Here is a 16,558-nt window from a genome sequence, read left to right as displayed (position 1 = left end):
GCTCAATCCTCGGCGGCGGCGGCCGTCGGCAACTGGACCGAGACCTCGGCCTTGGACTTTCCGATGTGCTCCAACGCAATCGCCTCGGCGGCCACGGCATCCTGGCGTTTGATCGCCTCGACGAGCGCCGCATGTTCTTCCACCGATCGCTGGACCCGGTCCATCGGCAGCACCGACGAATAGAAGCGCAATCGCTGGCTCAGCCTCCGCTGCACGTCCATGAGCGTGCCGTTGTGCGTGGCTTCGGCGATGAGCTCGTGGAACTCGCTGTTGAGCTTGGCGAACCTCGACGGGGTTTCCAGCCGCACCAGTTCGTTCCCCTGCTCGACCGCGGCCTCGAGCTTGCTGAGATCGTCAGCACTGCGGCGCTGGGCGGCGAGCCTGCTGGCCGCGGTCTCCAATACCGTGCGCGCTTCGTAAAGGTCACCGAGTTCGTCGACGGTACCTCGCACCACATAGGACCCGTGGTGCGGCTTGGCCACCGCCCAGCCGTTGGCCTGCAAGGTGCGGATGGCTTCGCGGACCGGAATCATGCTGACGCCATACCGGCGGCACAGCGTTTCGGCCTTGAGGTGGGTGCCCGGCGCAAGACGACGATCGATGATCGCCTCTTCCAAAATGGTGTACAGCCGGTCAGCGATGGTGCCGGCCCCACCCGGGATATCCGGCAGTGACAGGGGGTCCTGCTGCTGGATCGAGAAGGCCGCAGGCTTCGCCGTCGACGTCATTGTTGACCCCTGGAAGTAATGTCGCGTGGCCCGGGTCGGTGCCCGGACCACGCGAACCGTGGATTACTGCGCCAGATACTGATTGGTCCAGGCCACGCCCTCGCTGACATCGCGGTCAGCAGCCACCACCCCGGCCGCCGCACCGGCGGCCCGCAGGTTGTCCCAACCCTTCTGAGTCATCCGGCCGCTCTCCGGAATGGCCGGGAAGATCGATTCCATTCCGGCCCGAACCACCTCGGGGCTCAACTCCGGGTACGCCTCGCCGACGATGGTGATGGTCTCTTCGTGGTTGTCCCGCATGAAGTTGGCCGCCTTCGAAAGTGCCCGCCCCACCGCCTCGACGACCTTGGGATTGCGTTCGGCGTACTCCCTGGTCACGTGCACGCCGGAATACGGTATTCCGTCCAGGGCCTCGATCTCCTCCGCGATCGGCGTCAGCATCCGCTGGCCCACACCGCGGTCCTGCGCCAACTCGGCCGCAGGGATCGATGACATGTAGGCCGCGATCTCGCCGGCCTGCATCGCGGTGATCCGGTCCGGCGTACCACCGATGTAGGCGAACGTCACGTCCTCATCCGAGTCCAGCCCCGCCTCACTGAGGAAGTACCGGAAGAACACCTCGTCATCGCCCAGCGGAGCGGTCAGGCCGATCGTCTGCCCCCGCAGCGCCTCCATCCGCTCATCGAGCGGTGTCTCCGGGGTGAGGCCGAACTCCTCCACGATGCGATTGGAGAACGCGGCGTTCATGCCCAGACCCTCCATGGTGGCGAAGATCGTGATCACGTCGATGCCGCTGTCGACGGCTTGAAGCACAGCGAGGGTGCCCCCGATCGCGAACTCTGCACTATTGGACGCGAGTGCCTGCATCTCGTTCTCGGTGTGGATGACGGTCGGCTCGATGCCTTCCTCGGCGAAGTAGCCCTCTTCGGTGGCCACGGTCACCACTTCATAGGGGAAGACGTCCAGTCCCTCGACGAACGACACCGCCACCGGGTTGTCGACCGTTGGATCGGCCGAATCCGTCACTCCCCCGCATGCGCTGAGAACCAGCCCCATTGCCGCCACCGCGGCTGTCAATCCGGCGCGACGACGCGCCTTGTCAACGAACGACATCTCAGTTGCCTTCCTTTTGTGGACGCCACACCAACACCCGACGCTCGATGACGGCGAGGACGGAGTTGGCGGCGAGGACCAGGAGCATCAGGACCAGGGCCCCGACTATCAGTGTTGGGGTGTCGAACACTCCGGCTGCCCGCCGGATCATGTAGCCGAGACCTTCCGAGGCGGCGATGAACTCGCCCACCGTTGCCGCAATCACCGACTGCGGCAACGCGATGGACAAGCCGGCGAAGATTGCCGGGGTGACCGTGGGCAGCACCACCTTGAGGATCACCGTCCGTCGATCGGCCCCCATCAGACGGGCCAGATCGATGAACTGACGGTCCATGTTCTTCAGGCCCGAGTAGGTGTTGAAGAACGTGAGGAAGAAGACCAACAGGGCCACGATGCCGACCTTCGAGGCATAGCCGATGCCCAACCACACCACGATCAAGGGCGCCAACGCGATGATCGGGATCCCGAACAGAGCGGTCACGATCGGTTGAAATGCGCGCGCCAACAAGGGCGACGAACCCAGCAGGAATCCGGTCGCGATACCGACGATTGCTCCGATGGGATAACCGACGGCGATCTCGCCGAGCGTCACCATGGTGTTGTGGAGCAAGTCGCCGTCGGTCAGGCCCGTGACGAAAGCTCGCGCCACCTCGCCGGGACTGCTGATCAAATAGGATTCCATCAGCCGGCCCGAGGCCAACTCCCACAAGACCAGTACGAGCGCGATGGCGCCGTAGCGCAGCAACCAGGTGTACAGCGTATTGCGGGTCTTGAGTGAAATGCCGGTTGTTTCAGCAGGTTTGGACTGCGCTACCGTATCGACCGGCTTCTCGAGGGTTTTACTCATAGCGCATCTCCTTCTTCACCAGACGCAACAAGTGGTCGTAGATCTCGTCGAAACCGGCCTGCTCGTAGATCGCGTAGACATCGCGGGGTCGGGACAGCGGAATATCGACGATCTCGGCTATCCGACTCGGTCGGCGCGTCATCACCACGACGCGGTCGGCCAGGGTGATGGCTTCGACCAGATCGTGAGTGATGAACAGCGTTGTGCACTTCTCCTGCTCCCAGAGCTGCAGGAGCTCCTCGTGCATCACCATTTTCGTCTGGGAGTCCAGCGCACTGAAGGGTTCGTCCATCAACAGAAGGGAGGGCCGGTAGACCAGGGTGCGGGCCAGCGAGGTCCGCTTCTGCATGCCGCCCGACAGTTGGTGCGGGTAGGCGTTCTCGAAGCCCTTCAGTCCGACCTTGGCCAGGTAGGCGCTGACGAGCTGCTTGCGTTCGGTGCCGGGGACATTGCGGGCACGCAGCGGGAACTCGATGTTCTTCTCGGCCGTGAGCCACGGAAACAGCTTGCTTTCCTGTGGCATGTAACCGACCTTGGTGTTGACGCCTTTGACCTCGGCGCCCTCGAACAGGACGCGTCCCTTCGACGGCGCATCCAGTCCGGCAACCATGTTCAGCAGTGTCGACTTTCCGCAGCCGCTGGGGCCGAGGACGCACACGAACTCGCCGGGGGCGATCTTCAGATCGGCGTGGTCGACGGCGACGACCTCGCCGAGTCCGGTCCGGCCACCGCCGTATGTCCTTCCGACGCCTTGGAAGTCGACTGCCGGGACTGCGTGCCGGGGTTCTCTCATCGTGGGGGCACTCATCGCGTCAGCCGGGCAATCGCGTCGATCTCGACCGAGGCGCCGCGGGGCAGCGCCGCCACACCGATCATGGTGCGGGCCGGGCGCGGCTCCTCCCAGGTGCGGACGTACTGGTCGTTGGCCGCTGGACGGTCGGCAATGTCGGTGACGAAGTAGGTCAGCTTCACCACGTCCGGCAGGCCCAGCCCGACGCTGCCCAGCCGGCGCTCGACCATACCCAAGGCGGCGTCGAGTGCGTCAGGCCCCTTGATCAGGTTCTCGTCCTCGTCCACGGGCAGACACCCGGACACAAAGACCAGATCACCCACTGCTACGGCATCGGAGTAGGGATGGTCGAAATCGGGGTTGGTCATCAGTGATCTCTCCTTCGTTGGTGGTGCGGGTGCAGCATTCGGTCAAACGGCGGCTACGCCACCGACGCAGCGAATATCGGTAACGACATGGCACACTCCGGCGCCGTCGGGCGTCTGGACCATTTGGATCCCAGACTCCATGCTGAGCGCCGGTAGCGCAACGACTCCGTCGTCAGCGACTGGGGAACCTTCTGTTTCACAACGTAATTCGCCATCCGAGGGGGACAGGGACCACAGCGGTCCGAGCACCGCGCCGGCGGGATCACTGTCGGCGAGGAAGCGCTCGACCACCTGGACGTTCCACGGCATCTGATGGACACCGCCGGACGTCGCCCCCGCGGTGAACGGGGCGTCCCCGTGGGCTCCGAGCGCCCAGGCGTGCAGCGTGGTGATCGGCCGCCGGCCCGCCGCGGGTGCGTTCGGGTGGCCCGGGTCGACGGTGAAACCGCGGCCGGCGCGGTTGCTCAGGACGATGTCGAGTTCGGGTACCACCAGTCCACTGCCGAAGGTCGGGTGGGACAACGAGTGCACGAGCACCACCGCGTTCCCGTCGGCGTCGGCCGCTGTCACGATGGAGGTGCCGCCGTCGACCGGCTGATCGCCGAGACTGTCCCGCTGCCGTTGTCGAGCCTTGCTGACTCGTTCGATTTGACTACTGCGACAACCAAGTTCGGCCTCGAACGCAGTCAGCGCCTCGAGTAGCGCCGGCCCATGGGTGGGGGTCGGGGTGACCCACAGGTCGCGGCCGCGCAGTTCGGTGTGCACCGCCGGCGCCCATTGCGCCCGCGCTGCGGTGAGGTCGGCCGCCGTGACGACGCCCCCGCGGGCGGCCACCGTGTCGACCAGCACCGCGCCCAGGTCCCCGTGGAACAGCGCGCCCCCGACTTCCGCGAACGCCCGCAACACCCCGGCGTGACCCGGAAGCGTGACCCACGTCCCCGGAGAAATGGGTTGGTCGTCGGGCAGGAACACGACCCCACCGGGGTTCTCGGCCCGGAGCGCGGCCAGGGACCGAACCGTGTAGTCGTAGTTGATGGGTGACCACGACATGCCCGTCGTCGCAATGTCGATTGCCGGGGACACCAGATCGGCCAACGGAAGCTGTCCCAGACCGGCCAACTCGGCGTAGCCCAGTGGTGCTGCCGGGACGCCGACTGCCAGGCCGCCGGTCAGTGGGAGACCGCGCGCCGCGACGGCGCCGGCCAGCTGAGCCGGGGCGGGGCCAATGGCGGTGAGGGCACGGACCGTGCCGTCCGCGTGCCGAACGAGTGCGACCAGATCGCCGGCCAGACCGCACTTGGAGGGCAGCAGCACTGTTTCGGCCAGCGCCGCGGCCACCGCCGCGTCGAACGCGTTACCGCCCGCGCGCAGGATGTCTCGGCCGACCCAGGCGGCCTCCGGCGCACTGGTGCCGACGACACCGCGCCGTCCCGATGCACGGCACCGGAAGCCGATGAGGTTCCCGCCACGGTGGGGGCCGATCACGACGGCGCCAATCCGACGTATTTGGTCTGCGAGAAGGCTTCCAGGGCATACGGAATGCCTTCGCGTCCCAAGCCGCTGGTGCCGGTGCCGCCGAACGGGTAGATGTCGAGGCGGAACCGGGTCGCCTCGTTGATCCACACGGTGCCCGCCCATAGCTCCCGGGCCGCCGTCATCGCCTGGTTCAGATCGGCGGTGAAGCACGACGCCTGCAGCAGGCCGGGTACCGCATTGGCCAACTCGACCGCTTCGGACAAATCGGTGACCGAGGTGATGGCAGCGACAGGACCGAACGCCTCCTCGCAGAGCACGGCCGCCTCTTTCGGCGGATCTACGATCACCGTGGGTCCGATCAGACGTTCGTTGTCGGCGCTGTGCTGACGACCGTCGAGTTGCACCCGTGCGCCACGGCGCTCGGCGTCGGCGATCATCGCCGCGATGCGGTGCGCGCTACGGCTGTGCACGACCGGGCCGACGTCGGTCTTCTCGTCGGCGGGATCACCGACCACCATGGCCTCGGCCGCGGCGGTGAACGCCGTACTGAACTGGCCCATCACTTCCTCGGCGACGAGGATCCGCTGCGCCGAGATGCACTGCTGTCCACCGGCCTCGAACGCGGCGCGGGCAATCTGACGGGCCGCGGACTCGACATCGGCATCCGCCAGCACGATGTTCGGTGAGTTGGAGCCCAGCTCGAGGTGCACAGGTTTGATGCCCGCGGCCTGCAGTACCGCCGCCCCCGCGGCGGTTCCGCCGGTGAGGCTGACCACCCGCACATGTTCTTCGGCGACCAGCGCCAGGACCTGTTCTGGCCCTCCATGCACGAGTTGCACGGCGTCGTCCGCGAAATACGGCGCGATGGTCGCCAGCAGCAGTTCGGTGACCGCGGCGCCTTCCACCGAGGGCTTGACCACAACGGTGTTCCCGCACGCCAGCGCCGGACCCAACTTCTGGGCGAGCAGGTTCAGCGGCGCGTTGAACGGAGTGATCAGCGCCGCGACCCCGTACGGCTCCCGAAACGTCAAGCCCCACTTGTGGTGTCCGCCCGCCACGGCGTCCAACGGAAGCGTTTCGCCGCCCGCGCGGGCGATCTCCTCTGCGCTGAGTTGCAGCACCTCGACGGTGCGGTTCACCTCCACCCGCGCCGCGCGCCGGGGCTTTCCGATCGTGCGCACCAGCAGGTCGCTCAGCTCGTCGCGGGCGTCAGCGACCGCGGTCGCGGCGTCACGCAACCGGCGGGCACGGACCAAACCGGGCTCGGCGCGACCGGACCGGAACGCTGCGTGGGCCCGCGCGACGACGACGGCGATGTCCGCCGGTGCAGTCGGGACCCGGGACCACACCTGGTCCCCGCTCCACGGATCGATACATACATCAGGGGTCATCGCCGTGCTCCATCGCTCGCGACCGCAGCGTTTCGTGCCGATTCGCGGCGGGCCAGATCCACATTCAGCCGTGCCAAGAAACCCAGGAGCGGATGCACACCCGCGTCGCGGATAGCCTCCTCGTCCAGCGCCATGAAGGCTTCCCGCCACCCGTCTTCCAGGTCGTATCGGTCGGCTACCGACGCCGGGTCGGCCAGCCATGCACGACACGCCTCCGGATCGCTGCGCAGCTCGTAAAGCGCTTCGTAGAACGGCAACTGGTCGGCCCGGGGCACGGGGTAGTGCAGGGGCTCCTGTTCCGGTTGCGGCTTCGAGGAATCCCAGCACACCATCGCGTAGTTGTGGTGCCAGGACGGTTCCATCGCCACCTCGGTCGGCACCCGTTCACCGAGCGCGCCGGCCAGCATCAGCCAGGACCGCGCCTCCACGTTTCCGGTTTGATCGAGAGCGCGCTCATCGAAGCTCAGCAAGGAGCGCAGGTTGCCCTGCTCCATGCGAGCCAGGATGGCGCGGTCGGTTTCGAGGTCGGGGTCGCTGTACCGATCCGTTCCCGGGTAGTGCGACAGTCCGCCGCTGGCGACCACCACCAGCCGCAGGCCCAACGCCGCCGCGCTGCGGTGCAGCGCCTTACCGAATTCGTAGCAACGGTCCGGCGAAGGCTGGGGCGGTACGTAGCTGTTGACGAAGATGGGGATCACGGGGGTGTCGGCGGGCAACCCGAGAAACGTCAACGGGATACCGAATTCGTAGCCGATCGGCGCGTTGAGGGACACCGCGGGGTCAAAGCCCGCACCTTGCAGTTCCATGACCAGCCGTGTCGCCGCATCACTGTGGACGGGCCAGGCGAATTCCCGTCCGGCGAAACTGCCCTTGGCGACTGGGCCCCGAAGCACGGTGAACGACGGCACGACCTGCAGCACGAAGTTTTCCAGGTGGTCGTTGGCGATCACGACCACCGCATCCGGCCGCAACTCGAGCAGTCGTCGCCCCATCGCCCGCATCGTCTGCTCGATCCGGGCCACCTGATCGGCGTCCTCGGTTTCCGGCAGCGTGAAGAACTGCGGCGCGTGCGGAACTGCGGCACCGCCGACAACTCCCACTTCAGGGTGAGTCACCTAACAACCTCCTCGAGTTCGTGATGGTGACCATATCTTATAATATAAGTTAGTGGAAGCGGCTACGCGAGATTTCCCTAAGGCCGCACGAGAAAGGACCTGACCAGGTGGATGCAGGCACTGGAGCACCAGCGTGACCGCCATGGAGGTGCTGCTGCTGGCACTGGCCGGCCTCGGGGCCGGCGCGGCGAACATGGTCGCCGGCGGTGGGACGTTCGTCTCGTACCCGACGTTGCTGGCCCTGGGATATCCGCCGATCACGGCCAATGTGACCTCGGCTGTGGGCCTTCTGGCCGGTTACCTCGGCGGCTCGGTCTCCTATCGCAGAGAACTTGCGGGACAAGGCACCCGGCTGCGCCAGCTGATTCCCGCCATCGTGGTCGGTGCGGTCACCGGCGCCACGCTGCTGTTGCTCACCCCCGGCGAGACATTCAGCACGATCGTGCCGTATCTGGTCTTGAGCGCTTGCTTCCTGCTGATAGTGCAGCCCTGGATGAAGGGCTACGTGCAGCGGCACCGGGAGCGCAACGGTCGCCCCGAGTCCGACCGCCTCAGTCCCGCCGTTCATATCGGGGTGGCCGCTGCAGCGGTGTACGGCACCTACTTCGGGGCCGGGCTGGGCGTGCTGCTGCTCGCTGTCTTCGGCGTTCTGGTCGCTGACCACCTGCAGCGTTTGAATGGCCTGCGATCACTGATCTCACTGTTGATCAAGGTGATCGGAGTGGCGGTTTTCGCATTTTCCAGCCAGGTGGCCTGGCTTCCGGTGCTGGTCTTGGCCCCCACCGCCTACCTGGGCGGTGCCCTGGGCGCCGTTGTCTCGCGCCGGTTGTCGGAGAAGGTTCTGCGTTACACGGTGATCGCCTGCGGGCTGGTCGTCGCGGCCCTATTGTTCATGCAGTAGTCCCAGGTACCCCAAACATACGGGGCCAATCGGGAGTCAGCCGTGGGCTAGCCCGGTCGGATTCCGCGATGGGCCTTGCAGTTCCACGCCCGCCAACCGCGGCAACCGGACCTCGAACCGGCAGCCCTGACCGGGGGCCGTCGTGACGTTCACCGAACCCCCGTGGGCGAACACCAGGGAGTCGACGATGGACAGCCCCAGTCCGGTGCCGCCGCTGGCTCGGGTGCGGGACGCGTCGGTGCGATAGAACCGCTCGAACACCTGCCGTGCGTCGTCAGCCGTCATTCCGGGGCCCTCGTCGACAACCTCGACGACGGCATCATCGGCGCGGGTTCCGACGCGGACCGTGATCCGGGCGGACTCCGGGGTGTGCTGCAGTGCGTTGGCGACGAGGTTGCCGAGCACCTGCCGCAACCGCGACTCGTCGCCGATGACCTCGGGGGTGCCCGGGCCGTCGAAGACCTCCATGGTGATCGCGCGCTGCGGGGCGATCGACTGGGCGTCGTGCACGGCATCAGTGGCCAGTGCCAGCAGGTCGACCCGATGCTGCTCGAAGGGGCGCTCGGCATCCAGACGCGCCAGCAGCAGCAGGTCCTCCACCAGCACACCCATCCGGGCCGATTCGCTCTCGATGCGCGACATCAGCATCTCGACGTCGGTGGCCGCGCCCTGCCGGTACAGCTCGGCGAACCCGCGAATGGTGGTCAGCGGCGTGCGCAGTTCGTGGCTGGCGTCGGTGATGAAGCGGCGCATCTTCTCCTCGGAGTTGCGCGCCTTCGCCGCGGAGGCCTCGGTGGCCGCGACCGCGCGCTGGATCTGCGCCAGCATGCCGTTGAGCGCCAGCGTCAGCCGGCCCACCTCGGTACGCGGGTCTCGCTGCGGGACACGGCGATCCAACTTTCCGGACGCGATGGCCGCGGCGGTCTCCTCGACCTCGGCCAGCGGCCGCAGGCTGCGGTGCACCACGGCGTACCCGGCGATGCCGAGGATCACCAGCACCGCCACGCCGATCCCCACCTGCGCATAGGCCAGCGAACGCACGGTGGACCGCACATCGGCGAGTTCGATTGCCACGGTGGTCAACTCGCCGCGCTCGCCGCGCACCGACACCGCGCGCCAGTTCCCGCCCGAGGGATCCAGTGATCCGACGGTGGTGGGTATCGGGCCGACGTCGTTGTCGGGCGGCAGGGCGGGTTCGGAGTCGCGGTCGGCCGCCCCGATCCACACCTCACCGTCCGTGCCGACCCCGCGCACGTAGAAGTTCGTCGGCGGCCGACCGGGATTCGGGCCCTCGTTGACCCGCGGCGCGCCGCGGGGCGCCAGCGCCCACCCGGTCGACGCATCGATCAGGGTGCGGTCCACCCGTTGCACCAGGCTGTGGCGCAGGATCGTGGTCACGGCGATGCCCGAGGCCAGCAGGCCGCCGGCCACCAGCAGCAGGGTCGCCGCCACCAGGGCGACCCGCAGCGGGATCCCGCGGTGCAGCATCGCCATCTCTACTCAGCGCGGCTCGCGCAGCACGTACCCCACGCCACGCAGCGTGTGCAGCAGCCGCTTCTCCCCGGTGTCGATCTTGCGACGCAGGTAGGACACGTAGGACTCGACGACGTTGACGTCCCCGCCGAAGTCGTAGCGCCACACGTGGTCGAGGATCTTGGGCTTGCTCAGCACGGTGCCCGCGTTGATGACGAAGTAGCGCAACAGGGTGAACTCGGTGGGCGACAGCGACACCGGTTCGCCGGCCTTCCACACCTCGTGGGTTTCCTCGTCGAGTTCGATGTCGGCGAACCGCAGCCGGGGCGCCGGCGCCACCTCGACGTCGCGCTGGGTACGACGCAGGATGACGCGCAGCCGCGCCACCACCTCCTCGAGGCTGAACGGCTTGGTGACGTAGTCGTCGCCCCCGAGGGTCAGGCCGGTGATCTTGTCCTGCAGGGTGTCGCGGGCCGTCAGGAACAACGCCGGAGCGTCGATGCCGTCGGCGCGCAACCGGCGCAGCACACCGAACCCGTCCATGCCCGGCATCATCACGTCGAGGATCACCGCGTCCGGCTTGACCTCGCGGGCCTTGTCGAGGGCGGACGGGCCGTTGGCCGCGGTGTGCACCTCGAAGCCCTGGTACTTCAGGCTCACCGAGAGCAATTCGACAATGTTGACCTCGTCATCGACCACCAGCACCCGGGCCTCGGGCTTGGTGTCGGCATCCACTGGAGCTGCCATGGTTCCAATGTCCTCGGAAATGCCGAACATGGGGTCGACGGGTGGCTGTGCAGTTGCTGTGAATTCACTGTCAGCGCAGAGCGCCGATGGCCGCGGCCCGGCGCCCATACACTGGCGGTCATGAACCTCGGCAAAGCGCTCGTCGACCTCGCCACGGCGCCGGTCCGGGTGGGCCTGGTGGCCACCGAGGCCGGCCTCGAGGTCGCCGGCGGCGCCCTGAGCCTGGCCAAGCGCTCGCTGGGCGACGGCGGGGATCCGGACGCCCCCTCGACCCGGGCCTACATGATGGGCTTCAACGACACCGTGGCCCGGGCAAACCGGATGGCCCGGGTCGCCGACGACCTGCTGGCCGACGACGCGCCACTGACCAGGGCGTTGGCCCCGGGCGGCGCCCTCGACCGGCTGCTGCGTCCCGGCGGTCTGGTGGACCGGCTCACCGCGCCGGACGGGCTGCTGGACAAGCTGACCGCCGAGGGCGGCGGGCTCGAGCGAGCCCTGGCCCCGGGCGGTCTGGTCGACCAGTTGCTCGACGAGGACGGCCTGGTGGAGCGGTTGCTGGCCGAGGACGGCGTGGTGGAACGCCTGCTGGCCGACGACGGGGTGGCCGACCGGCTGCTAGCCGAGGGCGGGGTGATCGACAAGCTGACCGCGCGCAACGGGCCGCTGGAGCAGTTGGCCGACGTCGCCGACACGCTGAACCGGCTGGCCCCGGGCCTCGAGGCGCTGGCCCCGACGATCGAGACGCTGCGCGAGGCCGTCATCACGCTCAGTCAGGTGGTCAACCCGCTGAGCAACATCGCCGACCGGATCCCGCTGCCGGGTCGCCCGCGCGGGCGGCGTCCCTCGGCGCGGCCGGTGAGCTCGCAGCGGATCATCGAGCACGAGGACTAGCAGCCTGGTTCGCGCGAGATTGCGTCCACGGTCGTTCGCGCCTCGTCGGCCGCGACCCTGGCGGCATTTTCGTCAGCGGACGCCGACCGGATAGTCTGGTCCGCGGTTTCGACCCGCCTCCGTAGCTCAGTGGTAGAGCACTCGCCTTGTAAGCGAAAGGTCGTCAGTTCAATCCTGACCGGGGGCTCCACTGTCGGGCAGGTCCATGGTGGCCAGCCGAGCCGGATCGAGCAACGCGACGACGTCGACGATCTTGCCGTCGCGCACCGTGCATGACATGAGGCCGAGCGGCTTTCCGCTGCGACTCCAGCTCAGGATCCCCGGATTGCCGTTGACCAGAACCCGCCGCGCGATGCCGGCCGCTCGCACGCCCCGTTCGGCGGCCGCGACCACTTCGGTCGCACCGAGTTTCACCACCACGCCCCGCGGCGTGTAGGTACGCCAGGTGATCTGCGGGTCGAGCACCTGCAGCAGCGCCTCGAAGTCACCGCTGCGGGCCGCTGCGAGGAAGGCGTCGACCACCTCGCGCTGCTGACTTCGATCCACGTTCGATTCGGGGATGCCGCGAACCTTGCGGCGAGCCCGGCTGGCGAGCATCTTCGTCGCGTCGGTGGACTTGCCGAGGATCTGGGCGATCTCGGCGAACGGGACACCGAACGTGTCGTGCAGCACGAAGGCCAATCGTTCGTCCGGCGCCAACGACTCGAGCACCACCAGCAGCGCCAGGCCCACGGAATCCGCCAGTGCGGCACGCTCTTCGGGCCCGTCCTCGTCCTCGGTGACGACCGCGTCGGGCAGGTGCTCGCCGTAGTGGGTCTCCGGCCGGGAACGACGGGTGCGGAGCACGTCGATACACACCCGGCCGACGACGGTGGTCAGCCACCCGGGGAGGCTGTCGATCGTCCCGGGTTTCTGTCGGGCCAGGCGCAGCCACGCCTCCTGGACCGCGTCTTCGGCGTCGGTGGGCGATCCGAGCATTCGGTGGGCGAGCGCGACCAGGCGGTGGCGCTGCGCATCGAACGCCGCGGCCAGATCGGTTTCGGTGGTCATGCTGGTTACCTTTCCGGGCTCGTTGCCGTCATAGGTATGACGAGCCCGTTGGGGCAGACGTAACCGCGGAAGGAGTTTCTCGTGAACACCGCATTGTGGATCCTCACCGTCTTCCTGGCTGTCGCCTTCCTGATCGGCGGAGCGGCCCAGGCGTTCATGCCGAAGGAGAAGTACCGATCGCTCGCGTCCAGTCAGCACTGGGTCGACGACTTCAGCGCCGGGCACCTCAAGGCTATCGGCGGGATCAAGATGACCGGTGCCCTCGGACTGGTGCTCCCCGCGTGGACCGGCGTCGCGCCCGTGCTGGTCCCGCTGGCCGCCTGCGGGATGGCGCTGTTCATGGCCGGCGCGGCGACGACCCGGTTCCGGCGCAGCGAATGGGGGTCGATGGTCGGCGATGTCGTGTTCATCGGCCTGTTCGCCTTCGTGGCCTGGGGCCGTTTCACGCTCGAGCCGTTCTGGTGAGGGACCGCGTCCTGGAACAATGGCCCGCATGGTCGAACAAAGCATCTGGATGCAGAAGGTCGCGGCCGATCCCGGGCATTCGCAGTGGTACATCGAACGGTTCCGATCCATGGCGCGCGCCGGCGAGGACCTGGTCGGCGAGGCCCGCATGGTCGACGCGATGGTGCCGCGGGGTTCTCGCATCCTCGACGCGGGGTGCGGGCCCGGCCGGCTCAGCGGATATCTGTCGGGCGTGGGCCACGACGTCGTCGGCGTCGACGTGGACCCGGCGCTGATCGCGGCGGCCGAGGAAGACCACCCCGGACCCCGCTACGTCGTCGCCGACCTGGCCGAACTCGACCTGCCCGCGCACGGCGTCGCCGATCCGTTCGACGTCATCGTGATGGCCGGCAACGTCATGGCCTTCCTGGCGCCGAGCACGCGCGCCACGGTATTGGCCCGGCTGCGCGCGCACCTGGCCCCCGACGGTCGCGCCGTCATCGGCTTCGGCGCCGGCCGCGAGTACGACTTCGGTCAGTTCCTCGACGACGCGGCCGCCAGCGGGCTGGCTCAGGACCTGCTGCTGTCCACCTGGGATCTGCGGCCGTTCGCCGAGGAATCGGAGTTTCTGGTCGCCCTCCTGCGGCCGGCCTGATGGGAACCGATCACGGGCGGTCTCCGGGCGGCCCCTCGATCAAATGCCGTCACCTCCGGGTGACGGTCATCCACAGGGTGACCGGCGAGCACGCCCCAGGCTGTGCGTAACTGTCACCCGGAGGTGACGAGTTTCAATCGAAGAGCCGCGTGGACAGCGGCGACCTCAACCGCGCGGCATGAGGTCTAACTCTCCAGCGCCTTGGCGCAACCCGCCAGTACCGCGCGGAAGTTCCACGGCAGCAAGCGGGAACTGACGGCTTCCATCGCCGCGCCACCGCCGCGCAGCGGATGGGTGTAGCTGCTCGACCAGTCGACGTGCGTGCCGGTTCCCGACGGCGTGAACGTCAGGGTGCCGCCGTCGTGGTCGAACGTCGGGAAGGACCGCACGATCAGATAGGTGTAGCTGTGCGGCGGGTCGTAGGCGGTGATCTCCTCCTGGAACCACATGCCCGTGCCCAACACTGTGCGCAGCGCACCGACCCCCGGCCGGACGTCCCCGGTAGCCCACCCCGCGCGCAGCACCAGCGGGGCAGCGGTCAGGGCGGCCGGATCGGCCAACCAGTCGAACACTCGCTGCGGTGCGGCGCCGATCGTCCGTTGCACGTGTACGTCCACCATGAGAACCTCCCGCAAGAATGCTAGACCTCGAGCGCCCCATAAACTCGACACCTGTCAAATGAGACCGCCCCTGGGGAGCATCGCCGCGCCGGTAATTGACACCACCGAAGCCAGGTCAGGCTAACCTCATAAGCCACGGCAGGGTTCAGCAGCAAAGAAATGGGGGAGCATGCAACCCGACCTACGGTCACCGGAGGGGGCGCGGGGATCCCGCCCGCCGGTGATCGCGGACTCCGGGTTCCAGCCGTGGCGGTGACCACCGGACCGCGGCCCGCCGCACCAAGCCCCTGGGACCGCACCCGCGGCACCGCGCTGCGCGGCGTGTCCCGTGCCAGCAAAATTCCGGGCCGCAGCGTCCGGACGATCGGCCGCGGCGTGCTGCTCGCGCTGGCCGTCCTCAAGTACGCCATCCGGGACATCGTGACGCTGCGCCTGCCTGTCGGGGAGCTGCTGGTGCAGGCCTGGACGTTGTTGCGGGTGACCGCAACCCCGGCACTGCTGATGGCCATCCCGATCGGCGCGCTGGTCTCGGTGCAGGTGGGCGGCCTGGTCAACCAGCTCGGCGCGACGTCGATGGTCGGCGCGGCCAGCGGCTTCGGGGTGATCCGACAGGGTGCGCCGATGGCCGCCGGATTCCTGATGGGCGGGGTGGCCGCCGCGGCCATCGCCTCCGACCTGGGGGCCCGCCAGATCCGCGAGGAACTCGACGCGCTGCGCGCCATGGGCATCGACCCCGTGCAGCGACTCGTGGTCCCGCGGTTTCTGGCCCTGGTCCTCATCGCCCCGCTGCTGTGCTTCGTGATCATCGCCTCCGCGGTCTCGGCGGCCTACCTGATCGCCGTCGGGATCAACGGGATCACCCCGGGCAGCTTCTGGATGTCCTTCGGTTCCTTCGCCCGCGTCCTCGACGTCTGGAGCGCGCTGACCAAGACGGTCGTGTTCGCCGCGATCGTGGGCATCATCTCGTCGCTGCGCGGCATCGAGGCCCGCCGCGGGCCGCGCGGCGTCGCCGACGCGGTGAGTTCGGCCGTCGTGCTCAATGTCGTGTGCATCGTGATCGCCAACGTCTCGATCACCCAGCTGCTCACCATGTTCTTCCCCATGGAGGTCTCGTAGTGACCTCGACGCTGCCCCGGCCGCTGACCGCGCCGGCCCGCCTGCTGCGCTCGGTCGGGCAGTGGGGGCTGTTCATCGGCCAGACGCTCTGGTACCTGCCGCTGACCGTGCTGCGCTACCGTCGCCAGACCTGGCAGGCGATGAACGGCCTGGTGTGGGGGCGCGGTTCGGTCATCGTCGACGGCGGTGTGCTGTCCGTGCTGCTGATCATGGGCGCGGCCATGGGCGCCTCGGTCGCCATCGAGGCGTTCTCCGTCCTGAACATGATGGGCTTCGGCGCGCTGTCGGGCATCGTCGGCGGCGTGGCCAACGTGCGCGAGATGGCCCCGCTGGTCACCGGGATCGCGTTCGCCATCCAGGCCGGCTGCCGGATGACCGCCGAGATCGGCTCCATGCGGATCTCCGGCGAGATCGACACCACCGAGGCGATGGGGCTGCGGCCCATCCCGTTCGTGGTGGGGACCCGCCTGGCCGGCGGCATGCTCTGCATGATCCCCGGCTACTTCGTGGTGCTGATCACCAGTTTCGTCGCCGCCAACACCGTCATCGAGGTCTTCCGCGACCAACCCGGCGGCACCTACCACCACTACTTCACCCAGTTCCTGTCCCCCGTCGACATCGGCTACTCGCTGACCAAGGCCGTCATCTTCTGCGTGATCGTGACGCTGATCCATTGCTACTACGGCTATTTCGCCACCGGCGGACCGGTGGGAGTGGGCGAGGCCTCCGGCCGCGCGGTCCGCGCCAGCCTGGTGACCATCGTCGTCGTGAACTTCTGCCTGACGGTCGCCATGTGGGGACTGCAACCCGAATTCGTGTTCAAGGGTTAGGGC

At 67.9% G+C, this 16,558-nt stretch carries 18 protein-coding genes and 1 tRNA gene; 7 read left to right on the top strand and 12 right to left on the bottom strand.

Translation table 11 applies throughout. The features are described 5' to 3' along the window. Positions 1–2: 2 nt before the first annotated feature. The 8 genes from EL338_RS02760 to EL338_RS02725 form a co-directional block, all read right to left on the bottom strand. Positions 3–728, bottom strand: a complete 726-nt coding sequence (locus tag EL338_RS02760) for a GntR family transcriptional regulator (RefSeq protein ID WP_126332335.1) — start codon at positions 726–728, stop codon at positions 3–5. Positions 729–791: 63 nt separating this feature from the next. Further along, on the bottom strand, positions 792–1,841 hold the full coding sequence (locus EL338_RS02755; protein ID WP_126332334.1) for an ABC transporter substrate-binding protein: 1,050 nt from the start codon (positions 1,839–1,841) through the stop codon (positions 792–794). A gap of 1 nt (position 1,842) precedes the next feature. After that, positions 1,843–2,688: an ABC transporter permease gene (locus EL338_RS02750; RefSeq protein WP_126332333.1), complete on the bottom strand. Its 846-nt coding sequence runs from the start codon at positions 2,686–2,688 to the stop codon at positions 1,843–1,845. Continuing rightward, on the bottom strand, positions 2,681–3,481 hold the full coding sequence (locus tag EL338_RS02745; RefSeq protein WP_163791985.1) for an ABC transporter ATP-binding protein: 801 nt from the start codon (positions 3,479–3,481) through the stop codon (positions 2,681–2,683). Before EL338_RS02745 ends, EL338_RS02750 begins: the two co-directional genes overlap by 8 nt. A gap of 11 nt (positions 3,482–3,492) precedes the next feature. After that, positions 3,493–3,846, bottom strand: a complete 354-nt coding sequence (locus tag EL338_RS02740; protein ID WP_126332331.1) for a RidA family protein — start codon at positions 3,844–3,846, stop codon at positions 3,493–3,495. A 42-nt stretch (positions 3,847–3,888) separates the two neighbouring features. Beyond that, the gene (locus EL338_RS02735) at positions 3,889–5,331 is read right to left on the bottom strand and encodes a gamma-glutamyltransferase (RefSeq protein WP_163791983.1); all 1,443 of its coding nucleotides are present in this window, start codon (positions 5,329–5,331) and stop codon (positions 3,889–3,891) included. After that, complete coding sequence (locus EL338_RS02730; RefSeq protein ID WP_163791981.1) at positions 5,328–6,713, bottom strand: aldehyde dehydrogenase family protein; 1,386 nt, start codon at positions 6,711–6,713, stop codon at positions 5,328–5,330. Before EL338_RS02730 ends, EL338_RS02735 begins: the two co-directional genes overlap by 4 nt. Continuing rightward, entirely contained in the window at positions 6,710–7,735 is a 1,026-nt protein-coding gene (locus tag EL338_RS02725; protein WP_235666352.1) for a DODA-type extradiol aromatic ring-opening family dioxygenase, read from the bottom strand. The genes EL338_RS02730 and EL338_RS02725 overlap by 4 nt, the downstream gene beginning before the upstream one ends. Before the next feature lie 235 nt (positions 7,736–7,970). Here EL338_RS02725 and EL338_RS02720 point away from each other — a divergent pair, with 235 nt between their 5' ends. Then, a complete protein-coding gene (locus EL338_RS02720) occupies positions 7,971–8,729 on the top strand; it encodes a sulfite exporter TauE/SafE family protein (protein ID WP_126332327.1) in 759 nt (252 codons plus the stop codon). Positions 8,730–8,765: 36 nt separating this feature from the next. Here the strand turns inward: EL338_RS02720 and EL338_RS02715 are convergent, their stop codons facing one another. Both EL338_RS02715 and EL338_RS02710 read right to left on the bottom strand, forming a co-directional pair. Next, positions 8,766–10,223: a sensor histidine kinase gene (locus EL338_RS02715; RefSeq protein WP_126332326.1), complete on the bottom strand. Its 1,458-nt coding sequence runs from the start codon at positions 10,221–10,223 to the stop codon at positions 8,766–8,768. A 6-nt stretch (positions 10,224–10,229) separates the two neighbouring features. Beyond that, entirely contained in the window at positions 10,230–10,949 is a 720-nt protein-coding gene (locus EL338_RS02710; RefSeq protein ID WP_126332325.1) for a response regulator transcription factor, read from the bottom strand. Positions 10,950–11,069: 120 nt separating this feature from the next. Between EL338_RS02710 and EL338_RS02705 the strand changes: the two genes are divergently transcribed. Together EL338_RS02705 and EL338_RS02700 are read left to right on the top strand one after the other, a co-directional pair. Next, positions 11,070–11,840, top strand: a complete 771-nt coding sequence (locus EL338_RS02705) for a hypothetical protein (RefSeq protein ID WP_126332324.1) — start codon at positions 11,070–11,072, stop codon at positions 11,838–11,840. A gap of 115 nt (positions 11,841–11,955) precedes the next feature. Next, positions 11,956–12,030, top strand: a tRNA-Thr gene (locus tag EL338_RS02700). Here EL338_RS02700 and EL338_RS02695 read toward each other — a convergent pair. Next, positions 12,009–12,890 (bottom strand): sigma-70 family RNA polymerase sigma factor, encoded by an 882-nt coding sequence (locus EL338_RS02695; RefSeq protein WP_126332323.1) that lies wholly within the window; start codon positions 12,888–12,890, stop codon positions 12,009–12,011. The two genes, EL338_RS02700 and EL338_RS02695, sit on opposite strands and share 22 nt — an antisense overlap. An 81-nt stretch (positions 12,891–12,971) precedes the next feature. Between EL338_RS02695 and EL338_RS02690 the strand changes: the two genes are divergently transcribed. Next, positions 12,972–13,355 (top strand): DoxX family protein, encoded by a 384-nt coding sequence (locus tag EL338_RS02690; RefSeq protein ID WP_126332322.1) that lies wholly within the window; start codon positions 12,972–12,974, stop codon positions 13,353–13,355. Positions 13,356–13,383: 28 nt separating this feature from the next. After that, positions 13,384–13,989, top strand: coding sequence for a class I SAM-dependent methyltransferase (locus EL338_RS02685; RefSeq protein ID WP_126332321.1), 606 nt, complete (start codon positions 13,384–13,386; stop codon positions 13,987–13,989). A 185-nt stretch (positions 13,990–14,174) separates the two neighbouring features. Here EL338_RS02685 and EL338_RS02680 read toward each other — a convergent pair whose 3' ends face one another. Next, complete coding sequence (locus EL338_RS02680; protein ID WP_126332320.1) at positions 14,175–14,609, bottom strand: SRPBCC family protein; 435 nt, start codon at positions 14,607–14,609, stop codon at positions 14,175–14,177. A 159-nt stretch (positions 14,610–14,768) separates the two neighbouring features. Between EL338_RS02680 and EL338_RS02675 the strand changes: the two genes are divergently transcribed. Next, on the top strand, positions 14,769–15,725 hold the full coding sequence (locus tag EL338_RS02675; protein ID WP_126332319.1) for an MlaE family ABC transporter permease: 957 nt from the start codon (positions 14,769–14,771) through the stop codon (positions 15,723–15,725). Then, the gene (locus EL338_RS02670) at positions 15,725–16,555 is read left to right on the top strand and encodes an MlaE family ABC transporter permease (protein WP_126332318.1); all 831 of its coding nucleotides are present in this window, start codon (positions 15,725–15,727) and stop codon (positions 16,553–16,555) included. The genes EL338_RS02675 and EL338_RS02670 overlap by 1 nt, the downstream gene beginning before the upstream one ends. Positions 16,556–16,558 lie beyond the last annotated feature (3 nt).

It is taken from the genome of Mycolicibacterium chitae, from assembly GCF_900637205.1.
GTDB lineage: Bacteria > Actinomycetota > Actinomycetes > Mycobacteriales > Mycobacteriaceae > Mycobacterium > Mycobacterium chitae.
Note: the sequence above shows the minus strand (reverse complement) of the source record. Positions and strands in the feature narration are given on the sequence as shown.

Coding starts and splice junctions, on each gene's coding strand:
- EL338_RS02680 (WP_126332320.1), bottom strand. CDS start 14,609: ATGGTGGACGTACACGTGCAACGGACGATCGGCGCCGCACCGCAGCGA.
- EL338_RS02695 (WP_126332323.1), bottom strand. CDS start 12,890: ATGACCACCGAAACCGATCTGGCCGCGGCGTTCGATGCGCAGCGCCAC.
- EL338_RS02740 (WP_126332331.1), bottom strand. CDS start 3,846: ATGACCAACCCCGATTTCGACCATCCCTACTCCGATGCCGTAGCAGTG.
- EL338_RS02720 (WP_126332327.1), top strand. CDS start 7,971: ATGGAGGTGCTGCTGCTGGCACTGGCCGGCCTCGGGGCCGGCGCGGCG.
- EL338_RS02750 (WP_126332333.1), bottom strand. CDS start 2,688: ATGAGTAAAACCCTCGAGAAGCCGGTCGATACGGTAGCGCAGTCCAAA.
- EL338_RS02710 (WP_126332325.1), bottom strand. CDS start 10,949: ATGGCAGCTCCAGTGGATGCCGACACCAAGCCCGAGGCCCGGGTGCTG.
- EL338_RS02715 (WP_126332326.1), bottom strand. CDS start 10,223: ATGGCGATGCTGCACCGCGGGATCCCGCTGCGGGTCGCCCTGGTGGCG.
- EL338_RS02755 (WP_126332334.1), bottom strand. CDS start 1,841: ATGTCGTTCGTTGACAAGGCGCGTCGTCGCGCCGGATTGACAGCCGCG.
- EL338_RS02730 (WP_163791981.1), bottom strand. CDS start 6,713: ATGACCCCTGATGTATGTATCGATCCGTGGAGCGGGGACCAGGTGTGG.
- EL338_RS02760 (WP_126332335.1), bottom strand. CDS start 728: ATGACGTCGACGGCGAAGCCTGCGGCCTTCTCGATCCAGCAGCAGGAC.
- EL338_RS02745 (WP_163791985.1), bottom strand. CDS start 3,481: ATGAGAGAACCCCGGCACGCAGTCCCGGCAGTCGACTTCCAAGGCGTC.
- EL338_RS02675 (WP_126332319.1), top strand. CDS start 14,769: ATGGGGGAGCATGCAACCCGACCTACGGTCACCGGAGGGGGCGCGGGG.
- EL338_RS02705 (WP_126332324.1), top strand. CDS start 11,070: ATGAACCTCGGCAAAGCGCTCGTCGACCTCGCCACGGCGCCGGTCCGG.
- EL338_RS02685 (WP_126332321.1), top strand. CDS start 13,384: ATGGTCGAACAAAGCATCTGGATGCAGAAGGTCGCGGCCGATCCCGGG.